This window comes from Nonomuraea sp. NPDC049784 (assembly GCF_040659615.1).
In the GTDB taxonomy this organism is placed as follows: Bacteria; Actinomycetota; Actinomycetes; order Streptosporangiales; family Streptosporangiaceae; genus Nonomuraea.
Window position 1 is genome coordinate 1 of record NZ_JBFAMX010000248.1, and the last position, 14,544, is coordinate 14,544.

The following is a 14,544-nucleotide window of genomic DNA, read 5'->3' on the forward strand; positions in this document are numbered from 1 at the left end:
CCAGCCGGCCGGATTCGCCGGAGAGGCGAGCGGCCACGACACCAGCGCCTCGGCCACCGCCTCCTGGGCCGCGTCCTCGGCCAGCCCGAAATCGCCGGTGAACCGGGTCAGCGCGGCGACGATCCGCGCCGACTCGATCCGCCAGACGGCCTCGACATCGGCCGTACCCATCAGATCTGGCCGTTGCTCTCGGGCCCGGCCCAGTCCTTGACGATCACTCGCCGACCTGCGGGACCTCGTCGCTCCCGGGCACCCGCCGGACCTCGATCTTGGACCCGGGGGCCGCCGGGACCCGCTTGGCCCACTCGACCGCCTCCTGTTTCGAGGCGACATCGAGCAGGAAGAAGCCCCCGAACAGTTCCTTGGTCTCCCCGTACGGCCCGTCCGTGACCACCGGGGCCTCGCCGCTGAAGTCGACCACGACGCCCTGGCCCGGATCGTCCAGCCCTTCGGCCGCGACGTAGACGCCGGCCTTGACCATCTCCTCGATGAACTGGCGGGTCGTGGCCATCATCTCGTCGATGTTGGCCATCATGGCCGCGTTCGACTCGTCGGTGCCCCGCATGATCAGCATGTACTTCGGCAACACATTCTCCTCGTCCGGCGGGGCCGCCTCTCGGCCCTCGCACCCTCACGTCGAACGAGTGGCCCGCAGATCGACACGGCCCCGGAGAAATCTCTCGCCGCGACGCCGCCGATCCCTCCGACCCGCGTTTCGCCCGTCAGAGTGGCCCCTGAGCGATGGCTGACGCGGACGCCCTGCTGATCAGAAAGCTTATCGTCGCATCTTTGGAAGGCGGCGACGCTCACACAGATCTGGGGGAAAGCATTCGGGACGCGCTCAGTGACTTCTTTCCGCTACCGGGCTGAAGAGAGGGCGACGGGAACAGCCTCGGATCCCGCAGTCGCCGGTAGGTGAACACTACGCTGCCGGGACGTGAGGTGCTTGTCCGCAGATCGCGCCCAGGTGTGGCTGTATCGGACGATCACATCGCCGACCGACGGATGTGGCGCCGTTGCGGCGATCCTCCCCGAGAAGGCGGCTATTTCCCGCCGGGCACCTGGTCCTTGACCTCGTCCTAGCCGACCTTGGTGGGTGCCTCGGTCGGCGAGTAGATCACGCGGATCACGCCCGTCGGAAACGCCTCTGTCGCCGTCATCCTCAGGTGGTACGGCGCGGCGCCGTCGTCGAACAGCCTGCGGCCCTTACGCGCCGCCACCGGATGCACCAGCAGGCGCAACTCGTCGACCAGCCCCGCGGCGAGCAGTTGCTGCACCACGGAGATCGAACCGGGGATCAGAATGCCTCTGATGCCGGCATCGGCCTTGAGCGTGGTGACGGCATCGAGGAGGTCGCCCTTGATCAGCTCGGAGTTGCGCCAGGAGAACTCCAGCGGCTGGCGCGAGACGACCACCTTGCGCACGTCCCCCAGTTGCTTGGCGAACGGTGCGTCGTCCCCACCCGCCGCCTCGCGGTCGGGCCACGCTCCGGCGAAGCTGTCGTAGGTCTCGCGACCGATCAGCAGCACGTCAGCGGTGTCATAGTCCTCGCCGACGGCGCGGCCCATGTTCTCGTCGAAGTACGGGAAGTGCCAATCGGGATCGATCTCGGCCACACCGTCGGCCGAGATGAACAGCGTAGAGATGACCTTTGCCATCGCGATGATCCCTTCGAGTTCGGGTGGTGTCGGTAGACAGACCGGCGCAGCATCCCAAACTCATCGGCCGGCCACAAATCCGTCCTGACGGAGAGTCGGCATTCCGAGCCCGTCGTGATGCATCGGAACAGACTGCAGCGTGGTATGTAACAACCACTTCGGCAAACCGTTGGGGCATCTGGCGGCCTACGGACGTGCGCGCACATCGGCAGAGTCGGATGTCCTCCCCCGGTAGGGAACGACGCCCGCTCGGCGGCATGAGCGGATGTTCTACCGATCGGCCTCTGCAATCTCATCGGTTGTAGAGCCTGCGTGCCCACAGGTATCCGGCCAGGGCGATGACCGCGCTCCAGACGGCCGCCTCCACGAAGCTGGAGCCGGCCGGGCGGTCGGCCAGCAGCGCGCGCAGGGACTCGATGACGGGGGTGAACGGCTGGTGCTCGGCGAACCAGCGCAATCCGGTCGGCATCGACTCGGTCGGGACGAAGCCGCTGCCGAGGAACGGCAGCACCATCAGCGGCATCGGCAGGTTGCTGGCCGTGGCCACGTTCTTGGAAACCATGGCGAGCGCGACCGACAGCCAGGTGATGGCGAAGGTGAACATGGCCAGCACGCCGACCACGCCGAGCCAGTCCAGCGCCGAGGCGGACGGGCGGAAGCCGATCAGCAAGGCCACCAGGGTCACCACTGCGATCGCGATGAACGTCTGCACCATCGCCCCGAGTACGTGCCCGGTGAGCACCGAGACGCGGGCGATGGCCATGGTCTTGAACCTGGCGATGATGCCCTCGGTCATGTCGATGGCCACCGAGATCGCGCTCCCCTGCGCGGCGCCGGCGATCGTCGTGATCATGATACCGGGGATGAGGTAGCCGACGTAGGCGGCGCGGTCGCCGCCGATGCCCGCGCCCATGGTGCCGCCGAAGACGTAGACGAACAGCAGCAGGAACACCACCGGGACACCGGAGAACGTGAGGATCAGCGACGGGTAACGCCAGATGTGTTTGACCTGGCGGCGCAGCATCGTCGCCGAGTCGGTGATCGCTCTCATCGGGAGGGCTCCTTGGTCAGGGTGAGGAAGACGTCGTCCAGGTCGGGGGTGTGCACCGACAGCTCGGCGACGTCGATGGCCTGGGTGTCCAGCCACTCCAGGAGCTTCTTCAGCGTCTTGACACCGCCGGAGTCAGGGATCTGGACGGTGAGCGCCACGTCGTTGCGGGAGGTGGCGCCGACGTGCGGGGCCGCCCTGCGGTAGCCGTCGGGGTCGGCGAAGCGCACGACGATGTGGCCGCCGGGGACCATTCGCTTGAGCTCCTCCGGGGTGCCCTGGGCCACCAGCTCGCCCTGGCTGAGCAGGGCGATACGGTCGGCGAGTTCGTCGGCTTCCTCCAGGTACTGCGTGGTCAGGAAGATGGTCACGCCGTCCTGCTGGACGAGGTCCCTGACAATCTGCCACATGGTGCGGCGGCTGCGCGGGTCCAGGCCGGTGGTCGGTTCGTCGAGGAAGATGAGCTTGGGCGTGCCGACCATGGTCATGGCGAGGTCGAGCCGGCGGCGCATGCCGCCCGAGTAGGTGACCGCCGGCTTGCGCGCGGCGTCGGTGAGGTCGAAGCGCTCCAGCAGTTCGCGGGCGCGCTCGCGGCCCCTGGACCGGCCGAGGTGGAGCAGGTCGGCCATGAGCCGCAGGTTCTCCTCGCCGGTGAGGAAGCTGTCGACGGCGGAGAACTGGCCGGTGACGCCGATCGCGGCGCGCACTTTGCCGGGTGCTCTGGCCAGGTCGTGCCCGGCCACCCAGATCTCGCCGGCGTCGGCCTTGATCAGGGTGGACAGGATCTGCACCGTGGTGGTCTTGCCCGCGCCGTTGGGGCCGAGCAGGGAGAAGATCGTGCCCTGCGGGATGGTGAGGTCGATGCCGTCCAAGACGCGGTGGGCGCCGTATGACTTGCGCAGTCCCGTCACCGAGATGGCGGGGACGGCGTGGATCGGGCCGGGGGTCTCGAAGGTCCGCATCGCGCTCACCCTCGGTCCCAGGTGACGGGCAGGCTGCGCACGCCGTAGATCTGCGAGGGGTCGGTGCGCAGCGGCACCTCTTCGGCCGGTATGGCGAGCCGCAGCGTCGGGAATCGGGTGAGCAGCGCGGGGAAGGCGACGCGCATCTCGACGCGGGCGAGCTGCTGGCCGAGGCACTGGTGGATGCCGTGGCCGAAGGCGAGGTGCCCGGCGGCCGAGCGGCGCAGGTCGAGCATTTCGGGGTCGGAGAACTTGGCCGGGTCCCTGTTGGCGGCGTTGAGCGCGATGATGACCGTGTCGCCGGCCTTGAGCTGCCTGCAGCCGAGCTCGACGTCCTCCAGCACGCCGCGCATGCCGGTGGCGGCGATGGACAGGTAGCGCAGCAGCTCCTCCGCGGCGCTGTCGGCCAGGCCGGGGTCGTTGCGCAGGGCGGCGAGCTGGGCCGGGTTGCGCAGCAGGGCGAAGGTGCCGAGCGCGAGCATGTTGGCGGTGGTGTCGAGGCCGGCGCCGAGCAGGAATGCGGCCACTCCGCCGAGCTCCTCGTCGGTCAGGTCGCTGCCCGTGGCCAGGTCGCTGAGCAGGTCGTCAGTCGGCTTGGCACGCTTCGCGAGCGCGAGGTCCTGCAGGTACTTGCCGAGCTCGATGAAGGCGGCGTACTGCGCCTCGGGGTCCCCGGCGTCCGAGACGGTCCGCGTTTGGGCCTGGAACTGGTCGCGGTTCTCGTACGGCACGCCGAGCAGCTCGCAGATCATCAGGGCGGGGACGGGCTGGGCGAAGACCTCGACGAGGTCGGCGGGCGGCCCCTGCCGCTCCATCGCGTCGAGCCGCTCACGGGTGATCTCGGTGACCCGCTCGGTGAGCAGGTTCATCCTGCGGACGGTGAACTTGCCCGCCAGCATCTTGCGGAAGCGGGTGTGCTGGGGCGCGTCCATGCCGGTCAGGTCGCCGACGGGGGCGGGCGGCAGGTGCCCGCCCACCAATGGGTGGTACTGGGTTTCGTAGCGGGAGCTGAAGCGCGGGTCGGCGAGGATCTGGCGGACCAGCTCGTAGCCGGTGACCAGCCAGACGCCGGGGGCGCCCTCGGGCGCGGCCAGGCGGGCGATCGGTTGCTCGGCGCGCAGGGCGGTGACCTCGGGCGCGGGATCGAAGGGGCAGGCGGGTGCGCGGTCGAAGGACGGGGCAACCGGTTCGTCGCGATAGTACGTGTTCGACATGGCTTGAACGCTACGTTGCGTTCAGAATTGTTGTCAATCAATCGGTATGTATCTAAGCAGGTAGAAGCTGGAATTTTGATGCAATGATGCTGGGCCTAAATGCAATGCTTCGTTGCATTGGATGACAGCGAACGCAATAATGGCGTCATGCCAGAAGGAAGGTTGACCCAGCGGGACCGTCAGCGCATCGCCGCCGGCCTCGCCGCAGGGCTCTCCTATGCCGAGATCGCCAGGCGGCTCGACCGGCCGACCTCGACGATCAGCCGGGAGATCGGCCGCAACGGCGGCCCCGGCGGCTACCGGCCCGAGCAGGCGCACCGGGCGACGGAGCGGCGCGCGCGGCGCGGCACGCCGGCTCGCCCGCCCGCGGCCGGACCGCCGGACGGCAAGGCGTGCGAGATGGAAGACGGGGCCGTCGAGATGGCGGTCGGGATGGGGCTGCCGAGGATGATGGCGCGCGTACTCATCGGCCTGTGGATGAGCGAGGACGGCAGGCTCACCGCGGCCGAGCTGACGCGCAGGCTGAAGGTCAGCCCGGCCTCGGTCTCCATGGCCGTGGGCTACCTGATCCAGCAGGGGCTGATCAGGCGCGAGCGCGATCCGCAGCGGCGTCGCGACATCTACGTGGTCGACGACGACGCCTGGTACCACTCGATGGTGACCAGCTCGCGGCAGACGCTCGAGGCGGCGGAGGTCGCGAAGACGGCGGCGGAGACGCTCGGGCTCGACACGCCCGTGGGACGCCGGCTGGCCCGGGGCGGGGCGTTCCTGGAGCGGATCAGCCTGGACACGCTGGAGTCGGCCGAGCGCTGGCGCGACCTCCTGTCGTGATCAGCCCAGCGGTTTGGCGGCCAGGCGCCCGGCGATGCCGGCCTTCACGAAGCCAGCGGCCAGGCTGCCGGGCTTGCGTGCGGCCTGGCCGCGGATGCAGGCGGTGAACTCCTCGGCGATGGCCAGGCGTACGCCCTGCCGGGTGAGGGAACACCCGCGAACTTCAGCTCGCGTCGTGGCCGGTTCCAGCTTCGGGGTCGGGCAGGCGGCTGAAGACTCAAGGTCCAGTTCACTGCCGCATGTTCTTGGCTTTCGGCCTGCCGGTTAGCGCCGGCTCTGGCGGCCGGGGACGCATGCGCGCACCAGGTCCTGAAGCACGGCCTGCCAGGCGGCCACCGCCATCACCACGATCGACCGGTTGAGGGAGAGTTCCTCATACCGGCGTCCTCGGCGCGTTGCCGATGCATGTGTCCCGGCGGGCGACTGCTGGTTTTGTGGCCGACGATGCAGCGAGACCAGGTTGTCGCAGTGGTGGATCGCCCGCGCGAAGTTGGCCCGGCCGCGCCCCGGTCCTCGGCGAACACGGTCAGGCCCGGGGCGAGGACGAGCCTTCACCCGAAACGTTGGTCATCGGGGACGACCCGACCGCCTGACAGGAACTAGTGGGTGCATATATACAAACGATCGGTCGTTAATATAGTTTAGCGGCCATGACACACGACGGCCGGCGGCTGCGCGGATTGCGCAGCCGCGAGGCGATCCTGGAGCAGGCGGTGGGCCTGGCTTCCGTCGAAGGGCTGGACGGGCTCTCCCTGGGACGGCTGGCGACAGCGACCGGCACCAGCAAGTCCGGCTTCTTCGCCCACTGGCGCGACAAGGAGCAACTGCAGCTCGACGCTGTGGAATGGGCCGCCCGCCAGTGGGCCGAGCAGGTGGTGGCACCCGCCCTGCAGGCCCCCGCGGGGGTGCGGCGGCTCTTCGCGCTGCACGAAGCGCGGCTGAGGTTCTACGCCGACGGCGTGCTGCCCGGCGGGTGCTTCTTCTTCACCGTGCAGGCCGAGTTCGACGACCGTCCCGGGGCTGTGCGCGACCGCGTCGCGCGTGCCATGGGGGAGTGGCAGGAGTTCATCCGGCGGCAGGTGGAGCAGGCCGTGGCACTGGGCGAACTGGTCGAGAGCGTGGACCCGGCCCAGCTCGCGTACGAGATCGACGCGCTCGGCGAGATGGTCATCATCCACTCCCGCCTGCACGACGGGCCGGCCTCCCTCGTCCACGCCCGCCGCGCCGTCCTGCAACGCCTGCGCGCACTCTGCCCCGACCCAGCGCTTCTCCCGGAGAATTGATCATGACTGAAGACGGTGTCTACGAGTCGGTCCAGGTGCATTTCGACGACCTCGACGCCATGGGCCTGCTGCACAACTCCCGGTACGCCTTGCTGGTCGAGCGGGCGATCAGCGCGTACTGGCAGCGCCTCGGCTGGTCGCCCGATCCGGTCCGGTCGGCGTTCAAGGATGTGTTCCTGGCCGTACGCGAGTTCAAGGTGACCTACCACGCACCCATCGCCGGGGCGGGCGAGCCGTTGGTGCACTTCTGGATGGAGCGCATGGGCCGCACCAGCGGCGTGTACGGCTTCCGCGTGCTGTCGGCCGATCACGCGGTGGTGCACGCCGAGGGCTACCGCGTCAACGTCAACCTGGACCCGGCCACGTTGCGGCCGGCGCCGTTCAGCGACGAACTGCGCACTGCCGCCGAACCTCTGCTCCGCACGGCGGCGGCGGCGAAGGGGTAGGCGTCCACGATGCCCGCCTGCAGGCCGCCGACGATGAGTGCGGTGGTGGTCATACTGGCATTGCATGAGTGAACTCCCGGATGATCCGGGCGAGCCTCGACGGCTGGTCCAGGGGGATGAGCGTGTAGCTGTCCTCCACCTCGACCAGCCGTCCTTGCGGGAGTAGCCCGGCGAGGCGCCGGCCGTGCTCGGGTGGCATCACGCGGTCTTCGCTCGCCCAGACCACGAGAGCGGGGTCGTCGAAGACCGGTAAGCGTTCGGCCGCGGCGAGCAGGAGGCTGGTGTCCGCCGCTGCCGCTCGCAGTATTCGTACGGCGTCGCGGCGGATCTCAGGCTGCCGCATGACCGGCTTCGTCCATCGGGCGGTGGCGGCGTCTCCTCGCTTGGTCAGCCACCCGAACGTGATCGGGAGCCGCCGGAGCACCCGCAGCCGCATTTGCCGCATGAACAGCCCGAACATCCAGGGCGGCAGCTTGCCGGTGAGCACGAGCGTCTTGCCCGTCAGTCCTGGTGGGAAGTTGTCGAACGCGTCGCAGGAGACCAGCACGACCCGTCCCACCCGTGCGTTGCCGTCCGCCATGAGCAGCTGGACGAGCGCGCCGCCGGTGTCGTTGCCCACGAGGGTGACGTCGCGGAGATCGAGGCGGTCAAGAAACTCCGCGACAAGCCGGGCTATCCCGGGGAGTGACAGGTCGGCGTCGGGGCGCATCGCGTGACGGTGCGCCCCGAGCGGTAGCGTCGGTGCGACGCATCGATGATCGAGGGACAGATCGGCGATCGGCTCGTCCCACAGCGAGGCGTCCATCATCAGCCCGTGCAACAGCACGAGCACGGGCCCGTCGCCGGTGTCCTCGTACGCGATCGTCCCGCCGGACAGTTCGATCTCTTTCACGCTCGGTCGTCTCAGTGTCACGCGGAATCCGCGGCGGCATTGCTTGATTCCGCTCGCGCGTGATCAAGCAGGTGCCGGCGTAGGAAGGACAGCTGGACATCGACGGCCCGCTCGTGCATCTCCGTGAACGGTGCGTAGTGCCGGCCGGGCAGGCTGACCAGCTCCGCGCGGGGCGCTCGCCGCGCCGCGTGGATCGCGGGTCCGGGGGGAGCGGTCTGATCCTGATCGCAGGTGAGGACGAGCAGCGGGCTCCGTACGCGGGACGTGTCGCGGCCGGGCTGGTAGAACACGAGGCGGAGCGCGGAGCGGGCCGCGACCTCCTGCTGCCAGTTCGAGTGCTTGTTGTCGGGATCGAGCGCGCGTGGGCCGTCCAGGGCGTCCGGCGTGGCGAGCATCGCGACAGTGCCCGGCTTGTCGGCGAGCGGCACCAGCAGGGGCCGGCGGCCGACGAGGGAGCCGATGGCGTCGGCGATGCCCCTGCCGGTGAAGCGCAGCATCGCGAGCGGCTTCTGGTGGGCCGCCGTGCTGCGCATGGCGGCCGGGCCACCGACATTCGGTGTCTGGGCGATCACCGCCGCGAGCTGCGGGTTGCGCGCCGCGACGCGGATGACGTGACCGCCGGACAGCGAGAAAGCCCAGAGCCCGAGCCTGGCGGGGTCGACGCCAGGCAGGGTCGCGGCGAACGCGATCGCGGCCTCCCAGTCGGCCAGCTGGTTCTTGACCGGGAGGACCAGGCGCGGTTGTCCACCGCTCTTCCCGACGCCGCGATAGTCAAAGGCCAGAACGCTGAAACCGGCATCGTGAAAGCGCTTGGCGAACAGGTCGGTGGCCGGCTCCTTGGTCACCGCGAAGCCGCCAGCCATGATCACACAGGCGCCGTTGGTTCCCGGATAGTGCCAGGCGGCGCATTCGGTGTCGCCGCTGACGAAGCGAACCTGCTCGCGCTCCACGGACTCCCACACGCCGACCTCCGAGTGTGTTGATGTCATAGATGAAGTGAACCACCCGGTTCACAAGTTGTCCATGCGCGCTACTCGCCGGCGGCCTCTTCTCGCTCCAGCGCACGGATCAGGGCCTCGAATCCCGCGGCGATTCCCGCGGCATCCCTGCTGGTCCGCCACTCCACGAGGAAACCCCGGAGCACCCCGAGGACCATCTCGGCGACCTCGAACTTGCGCTGGTCGGACCAGTCCGCCGGGCAGAGCGACACCAACGAGGGCAGATAGAGCTTCGACGCCTCCCGGCCGAGCCAGCCATAGCGGCCGGAGTCGTACATCGCCAGGCCGATGGCCTGGTCGAGCAGTCGCAGGCCTGGATCGTCCCCGCTGAGCATGGGCCACATGGCGCGTACGCGATCGGCCAGTGTCCGGCCGGCAGGTCCTGCGGTGGCGGCGGCCATCGCGTTGACGGTACGCCTGTCGCGCAGCTTGAGTACGGCCTGCTTGAGCAGATCGTCGACTCCTTCGAAGTGGTAGAGCAGCACCTTGTGCGTGGTGCCGGCCGCCCGCGCGGCCCGCCGGAGCGAGAAGTCCACAAGCCCGTTGACTGCGAGGTCGTCGGTGACACGATCGAGCAGGTCCCGGCGCCTGGCCTCGCCGCGCGGCGACCCGGCCGATCGCCGGTAGCCTGCCCGTCCTGGTGAGCAGTCGTCGGTGGAAGTGTTCATATCGAAAGCTTCCACCATCCTGGCAGGGCGCCGGACGTGCCGTGAGTCGTGCGGCGGCAGCCGGGTCAGCGGCTCAGCGTCCCGTTCTGCCCGCCTCGGCGAGGATCCGCACGATCTCCAGACCATCGGCCCCGCCGAAACTGGTGACCAGCCCGGAGAGGATCATCGGCGTGGTGGCGAGCCTGACGCCCTCGCTCTCCAGGCGACGCAGCACGATGTCGTGGTAGAACTCGGTCAGCGTGCCGCAGGCGTCGACGGCGAACTGCACGTCGTACCCTTCCCGCCGGGCGCCGAGCGCGGTGTTGAACCCGCAGACCTCGGAGCCGACTCCGGCCACCACCAGATGGGTGCGGCCAGTGGCCCGGACCGCCGCGGAGACCCGTGGATCATCGAAGGCGTCGACTGTGGTCTGCCGCTCGATCCGCTCCCGGTAGTCGTCGGGAGCCGCCTCCTCCAGCTCGGGGATCAGCATGCCGTTGTGCTGTTCGGCGCTGCAACTGAGCACGATCGGTACGCCGAACCGCCGTGCGGCACGCGCCAGTGCCACCGCGTTGGCCTTGACGGCCTCCGGCGGAGGCACCTTGACCAGCCGATCTATGACGGCGGTCTGGTGATCGACCAGCAGCAGGGCCACGTTGTCCTTGGTGAACGAACTTCTCATGCCTTGTGTCCTTGTCATAGCGCCGGGCAGCTCATCGGGCCGGCGGGTCCGGGCCAGCCGGTCGGCCAGGAGTAGCAGGCCGCCGTACCCAGAGCGAAGATCGTGATCACCCATTGGCGGGCGGGATCCGACATGTCCAGCGATTTCTGCACGGAGGGCAGCGCGATGTTCATGATCGTCCCGTCGAGGCCGATCAACAGCTGGGCGGTAGCGACGGCGGACAGCGCCCACCAGCGCCGGGGATCGGGGATGACGGAGTCGGAAGGGAGCCGATGGGACCCGACTGATGTGGTCATGTCATGCCTTTGGGAATTGATGTGGGATCGGGTTAGAACATGCCGTTCTCGTTGAGGGCGTCTTCCGGGATGGGCTGCATGACGTCCCAGTGCTCGACGATCTTGCCGTCCTCGAGCTTGAAGATGTCGACGATGGCCGTGCCGCGCTGTCCGGGCACCCGCACTCCGTGTACGTGCGCGACGACGTAGTCACCCTCGGCGAAGATCTTGTGGATCTTCGCGTGCAGGTTCGGAAACGTCTCGCTCAGGTACTCCACGAACCCTTTGAAGCCTTCGATGCCGTCGGCGATCTGGGGGTTGTGCTGCACGTAGCGCGGGCCGATGAGCTTTGACGCGGCGTCGAAGTCCTTCCCGTTCAGGCCGGCTTCGTAGAAGGCCAGGACGGTCTGCTTGTTGGCTTCGAGCTTGTCGAGCGTGGTTTCCATGCGGGAGCTCTCCATGAGTTAACAGCTGTTGTGCTACGACAGTAGCGCAACAACTGTACTCATACAACGGCGGACCCCGGCTGATCCCGCTCTGGGCTCGCCGGGATCGTGATCGGCGCGGGCGTCACCGCCGCCATGGCGTACGGCCAGGGCTGGGGACTGGCGATTCCGCCCCTGGCGCTCGGCGGCGGCTTCGGCGTCGCCGTCGTCGCCGGCGCGGTGGCCGGGCTCTACCCGGCGCTGCGAGCCTCCCGTCTGTCCCAGACCGACGCCCTGCGGACCAACGGCTGACGAGCACCAGGCGAAACTCCCGACATTTCCTATCGGGCCACCTCAGCGGCGTGACACTGTGACGTCGTCAGCGATCAGGGCCGGCCGGGCCGGTGACGCGGAACGGGTCGCCGGCCGGCAGCCAGGCCGTGTCGGCGTTCAGGCCGAGCGTGCCGACGTCTCGGGTCAGCGCCTCGATGGTGGACTGTACGGCCTTGCGGGTCTCGCCGCGCCGGGAGACAAGGGCCCAGGTCCAGTACGGTGCCGGGTCGACGACCGGGCGCTTGAGGAGGTCGGGCGGGACCGGGGTGGTCTGGCCCTTCGGGCAGTTGATGACGGGGCGGCGGAGCCGGCGTACGTGGTCGAAGAAGGCCGGACCGGTGACGCCGCCGTCGGCGATGTGCACGGTGCGGGCACCGGTACCGCGGGCGAACTGCTCGGCATAGCGGTTCCAGGAGTCCCAGGTGGCGGTGTCGGCGTCCAGCAGCACCAACGTGTCCCTGGCCTGGACCGCGGACGCGTCGGCGCCGGTGGAGATCGCATAGAGCCGATCCGCGCCGATCAGGTTGGCCTGGAGGTCGTGGGCGGCCAGGTCGCCGGTCTGCACCCAGCAGATGGCCAGGTCGATGCTGCCGTCGGCAACCCGGGCGGCCTGGGTGTGAGACGGCATGACCCACGCGTCGATGTGCAGTTGCGCGACCCCGGACACGCGGGCGGCCAGGTCGGACGGCCGCCAGTTGACGTAGCCGAGCCGGACCGGTTCGCTCGCGGCCATGCCGGCCGCGGAACGACGCAGCTCGTCGGCCTGGTCGAGCAGCGTCCGGGCCGGGGCCAGCAGCGCCTGACCGGAGGCGGTCAGCGTGACCGAGCGGCGGTCCCGGTCGAACAGGCGTACGCCCAGGTCCCGCTCCAGCGCCTTGATCTGCTGGGAGAGCGACGGGCCGGCGATGTGCAGCCGGGCCGCTGCCCGGCCGAAGTTCAGCTCCTCGGCCACTGCGACGAAATAGCGCAGCTGGCGTAGCTCCATCCGCCCATCGTAGTGCGGTAGGAGGTTGTGCCTACCAGCAGGGAGCAAGCCGGTCGTGGCGGGATTGCCGCTGGTGGACGCACTATTTCGGGGTAAGGGACCTGGGAGCCGCCCTCGCCCGCAGCCGTAGGCAGACCAGGTCGGAGCAGCCGCAGAGAGAAACCCATGACCACACCCAAAGTCGCCGTGATCACCGGCGCGTCCCAGGGCATCGGCGCGGCGCTGGTGACCGCGTACCGCAAGCTCGGCTACGCGGTTGTCGCGACCTCTCGATCGATCGGACCCTCTGATGACCCCATGGTGCGGACCGTCGCAGGCGACATCGCCGCCTCGAGCGTCGGTGCGAGCGTCGTCGGGGAGGCGCTCGACGCGTTCGGCCGCGTCGACACATTGATCAACAACGCCGGCGTGTTCGTGTCCAAGCCGTTCACCGAGTACACCGACGAGGACTACGAACTGGTGACGGGGGTCAACCTGCGGGGGTTCTTCGAGACCTCCCAGCGGGCCCTCGACGTGATGCTCGCCCAGGGCAGCGGACATGTGGTCAACATCACGACCACCTTGGCCGAGTATGCCGACAGCAGCGTGCCGTCCGCGCTGGCAGCGCTGACCAAGGGCGGCCTCAACGCGGTCACCAAATCGCTGGCCATCGAGTACGCCTCCCGAGGCATCCGGGTCAACGCGGTCTCACCCGGTGTCATCCGCACCCCGATGCACCCGGCAGAGACCCACGAGTTCCTCGCCGGCCTGCACCCCGTCGGCCGGATGGGTGAGGTCCACGACATCGTCGACGCGATCGTCTACCTCGAGACGGCCACGTTCGTCACGGGCGAGATCCTGCACGTCGACGGCGGCCAGAGCGCCGGTCACTGACCCCGCTCAAGAAGAAAGGCGCATGTTGACCTCCGCAGCAGAGCGCGCCACGGGTGGCAGCGAGGGGACTCGGCCCTGGCGGGTCGTCGGGCAGGGGGCGGCGGCGCTCGCCGCGGGCATGGGCGTCGGCCGCTTCGCCTACACCCCGATCCTGCCCCTGATGCACGCGCAGGCCGGGTTGTCCCCGCAACTGGGCGCCGAACTGGCCACCGCGAACTACATCGGATACCTCCTCGGCGCGGTGGCCGCGATCTTCGCCCCTGGGGTCTTCGCCTCCTGGCGGGCGCTGCGCCCGTCGCTGGTGATCCTGATCGTCACGCTGGTCCTGATGCCGGCCACGCACCTCGGCACTCTCTGGTTGCTGCTCCGGCTGATCGCCGGGATCGTGAGCGCGCTGATCTTCGTCATCGCCGCGGACGCCATGCTCACCGGGCTGCGCGGCCACGCGCTCCACCTCACCGGGTGGGCCTTCGGCGGCATCGGCGGCGGGATCGCGCTGTCAGGAGTCTTTGTGCTGATCCTGCGTAACATCGGCACCTGGCAGCAGGCCTGGTGGATCGCGGGCGCACTGACCGCCGTGTTCACGGTCCTGGCCTGGAGACTGCACGGCGGGCCGGCACCGGCGCAGACGTCACCGGCCCCTTCCTTGCGTCGCGGCGCGCTCGGGCTGCGGTGGTTCGGCGTGCTGCTGGTCAGTTACACCCTCGAAGGGACCGGTTACATCATCGCCGGCACGTTCCTGGTCGCCGCGATCGACCAGACCGCGCCCGGCTGGGCCGGCAGCGGCGCCTGGGTCCTCGCCGGGCTCGCCGCGCTGCCGTCATCAGCTCTGTGGGCCTGGCTGAGCCGTACGTGGTCCCGGCCGACACTGCTCGTCGCCGCGCTCGTCGTGCAGGCCATCGGTATCGCGCTGCCGGTGCTGGCCGGTGGGATCGTGCCCGCCCTGATCTCGGCGACTCTCTTCGGCGCCACGTTCCTCGGCGTCGCCAGCC

Annotated in this window: 18 protein-coding genes and 1 pseudogene; 6 read left to right on the plus strand and 13 right to left on the minus strand. The window is 69.1% G+C overall.

The features are described from left to right. From AB0J09_RS36000 to AB0J09_RS36025, 6 genes and pseudogenes are all read right to left on the minus strand, one after another. A pseudogene (locus AB0J09_RS36000) lies at positions 1-171 on the minus strand (RNA polymerase subunit sigma-24); the annotation flags it as partial. A 43-nt stretch (positions 172-214) separates the two neighbouring features. Continuing rightward, positions 215-574 (minus strand): YciI family protein, encoded by a 360-nt coding sequence (locus AB0J09_RS36005; RefSeq protein WP_360700960.1) that lies wholly within the window; start codon positions 572-574, stop codon positions 215-217. Positions 575-1,079: 505 nt separating this feature from the next. After that, positions 1,080-1,658, minus strand: coding sequence for a dihydrofolate reductase family protein (locus tag AB0J09_RS36010; RefSeq protein WP_360700912.1), 579 nt, complete (start codon positions 1,656-1,658; stop codon positions 1,080-1,082). A 292-nt stretch (positions 1,659-1,950) separates the two neighbouring features. After that, complete coding sequence (locus tag AB0J09_RS36015) at positions 1,951-2,709, minus strand: ABC transporter permease (protein WP_360700916.1); 759 nt, start codon at positions 2,707-2,709, stop codon at positions 1,951-1,953. Continuing rightward, positions 2,706-3,668, minus strand: coding sequence for an ATP-binding cassette domain-containing protein (locus tag AB0J09_RS36020; protein WP_360700919.1), 963 nt, complete (start codon positions 3,666-3,668; stop codon positions 2,706-2,708). Before AB0J09_RS36020 ends, AB0J09_RS36015 begins: the two co-directional genes overlap by 4 nt. A gap of 5 nt (positions 3,669-3,673) precedes the next feature. After that, the gene (locus tag AB0J09_RS36025; protein WP_360700921.1) at positions 3,674-4,882 is read right to left on the minus strand and encodes a cytochrome P450; all 1,209 of its coding nucleotides are present in this window, start codon (positions 4,880-4,882) and stop codon (positions 3,674-3,676) included. Positions 4,883-5,029: 147 nt separating this feature from the next. Between AB0J09_RS36025 and AB0J09_RS36030 the strand changes: the two genes are divergently transcribed. From AB0J09_RS36030 to AB0J09_RS36040, 3 genes are all read left to right on the plus strand, one after another. Next, positions 5,030-5,713: a helix-turn-helix domain-containing protein gene (locus AB0J09_RS36030; protein WP_360700923.1), complete on the plus strand. Its 684-nt coding sequence runs from the start codon at positions 5,030-5,032 to the stop codon at positions 5,711-5,713. Between the two features lie 650 nt (positions 5,714-6,363). After that, the gene (locus AB0J09_RS36035) at positions 6,364-6,996 is read left to right on the plus strand and encodes a helix-turn-helix domain-containing protein (protein WP_360700926.1); all 633 of its coding nucleotides are present in this window, start codon (positions 6,364-6,366) and stop codon (positions 6,994-6,996) included. A 2-nt stretch (positions 6,997-6,998) separates the two neighbouring features. After that, positions 6,999-7,442, plus strand: coding sequence for a hotdog domain-containing protein (locus AB0J09_RS36040; RefSeq protein ID WP_360700929.1), 444 nt, complete (start codon positions 6,999-7,001; stop codon positions 7,440-7,442). A 49-nt stretch (positions 7,443-7,491) separates the two neighbouring features. Here the strand turns inward: AB0J09_RS36040 and AB0J09_RS36045 are convergent, their stop codons facing one another. The 6 genes from AB0J09_RS36045 to AB0J09_RS36070 all read right to left on the minus strand — a co-directional run bounded on the left by AB0J09_RS36045 (position 7,492) and on the right by AB0J09_RS36070 (position 11,382). Continuing rightward, entirely contained in the window at positions 7,492-8,334 is an 843-nt protein-coding gene (locus AB0J09_RS36045; RefSeq protein WP_360700932.1) for an alpha/beta hydrolase, read from the minus strand. 17 nt (positions 8,335-8,351) lie between these two features. Beyond that, entirely contained in the window at positions 8,352-9,284 is a 933-nt protein-coding gene (locus AB0J09_RS36050; RefSeq protein WP_360700935.1) for an alpha/beta fold hydrolase, read from the minus strand. 80 nt (positions 9,285-9,364) lie between these two features. After that, positions 9,365-10,000: a hypothetical protein gene (locus tag AB0J09_RS36055; RefSeq protein ID WP_360700937.1), complete on the minus strand. Its 636-nt coding sequence runs from the start codon at positions 9,998-10,000 to the stop codon at positions 9,365-9,367. A gap of 73 nt (positions 10,001-10,073) precedes the next feature. Further along, entirely contained in the window at positions 10,074-10,661 is a 588-nt protein-coding gene (locus AB0J09_RS36060; RefSeq protein WP_360700940.1) for an isochorismatase family protein, read from the minus strand. A 14-nt stretch (positions 10,662-10,675) separates the two neighbouring features. After that, positions 10,676-10,957, minus strand: coding sequence for a hypothetical protein (locus AB0J09_RS36065; protein ID WP_360700943.1), 282 nt, complete (start codon positions 10,955-10,957; stop codon positions 10,676-10,678). Positions 10,958-10,989: 32 nt separating this feature from the next. Next, the gene (locus AB0J09_RS36070; RefSeq protein ID WP_360700946.1) at positions 10,990-11,382 is read right to left on the minus strand and encodes an ester cyclase; all 393 of its coding nucleotides are present in this window, start codon (positions 11,380-11,382) and stop codon (positions 10,990-10,992) included. Between the two features lie 108 nt (positions 11,383-11,490). Here AB0J09_RS36070 and AB0J09_RS36075 point away from each other — a divergent pair, with 108 nt between their 5' ends. After that, a complete protein-coding gene (locus AB0J09_RS36075) occupies positions 11,491-11,673 on the plus strand; it encodes a hypothetical protein (protein ID WP_360700949.1) in 183 nt (60 codons plus the stop codon). A 67-nt stretch (positions 11,674-11,740) separates the two neighbouring features. On the opposite strand, the gene AB0J09_RS36080 is transcribed toward AB0J09_RS36075, so the two are convergent. Then, on the minus strand, positions 11,741-12,679 hold the full coding sequence (locus tag AB0J09_RS36080; protein WP_360700952.1) for a LysR family transcriptional regulator: 939 nt from the start codon (positions 12,677-12,679) through the stop codon (positions 11,741-11,743). 165 nt (positions 12,680-12,844) lie between these two features. Here AB0J09_RS36080 and AB0J09_RS36085 point away from each other — a divergent pair, with 165 nt between their 5' ends. Both AB0J09_RS36085 and AB0J09_RS36090 read left to right on the plus strand, forming a co-directional pair. Continuing rightward, complete coding sequence (locus AB0J09_RS36085) at positions 12,845-13,552, plus strand: SDR family oxidoreductase (RefSeq protein ID WP_360700955.1); 708 nt, start codon at positions 12,845-12,847, stop codon at positions 13,550-13,552. Positions 13,553-13,574: 22 nt separating this feature from the next. Beyond that, positions 13,575-14,544: YbfB/YjiJ family MFS transporter (locus AB0J09_RS36090; RefSeq protein WP_360700957.1), on the plus strand; the 970-nt coding region annotated here is incomplete at its 3' end.

Coding starts and splice junctions, on each gene's coding strand:
- AB0J09_RS36080 (WP_360700952.1), bottom strand. CDS start 12,679: ATGGAGCTACGCCAGCTGCGCTATTTCGTCGCAGTGGCCGAGGAGCTG.
- AB0J09_RS36070 (WP_360700946.1), bottom strand. CDS start 11,382: ATGGAAACCACGCTCGACAAGCTCGAAGCCAACAAGCAGACCGTCCTG.
- AB0J09_RS36015 (WP_360700916.1), bottom strand. CDS start 2,709: ATGAGAGCGATCACCGACTCGGCGACGATGCTGCGCCGCCAGGTCAAA.
- AB0J09_RS36055 (WP_360700937.1), bottom strand. CDS start 10,000: ATGAACACTTCCACCGACGACTGCTCACCAGGACGGGCAGGCTACCGG.
- AB0J09_RS36030 (WP_360700923.1), top strand. CDS start 5,030: ATGCCAGAAGGAAGGTTGACCCAGCGGGACCGTCAGCGCATCGCCGCC.
- AB0J09_RS36040 (WP_360700929.1), top strand. CDS start 6,999: ATGACTGAAGACGGTGTCTACGAGTCGGTCCAGGTGCATTTCGACGAC.
- AB0J09_RS36060 (WP_360700940.1), bottom strand. CDS start 10,661: ATGAGAAGTTCGTTCACCAAGGACAACGTGGCCCTGCTGCTGGTCGAT.
- AB0J09_RS36020 (WP_360700919.1), bottom strand. CDS start 3,668: ATGCGGACCTTCGAGACCCCCGGCCCGATCCACGCCGTCCCCGCCATC.
- AB0J09_RS36010 (WP_360700912.1), bottom strand. CDS start 1,658: ATGGCAAAGGTCATCTCTACGCTGTTCATCTCGGCCGACGGTGTGGCC.
- AB0J09_RS36085 (WP_360700955.1), top strand. CDS start 12,845: ATGACCACACCCAAAGTCGCCGTGATCACCGGCGCGTCCCAGGGCATC.
- AB0J09_RS36035 (WP_360700926.1), top strand. CDS start 6,364: ATGACACACGACGGCCGGCGGCTGCGCGGATTGCGCAGCCGCGAGGCG.
- AB0J09_RS36065 (WP_360700943.1), bottom strand. CDS start 10,957: ATGACCACATCAGTCGGGTCCCATCGGCTCCCTTCCGACTCCGTCATC.
- AB0J09_RS36005 (WP_360700960.1), bottom strand. CDS start 574: ATGCTGATCATGCGGGGCACCGACGAGTCGAACGCGGCCATGATGGCC.
- AB0J09_RS36025 (WP_360700921.1), bottom strand. CDS start 4,882: ATGTCGAACACGTACTATCGCGACGAACCGGTTGCCCCGTCCTTCGAC.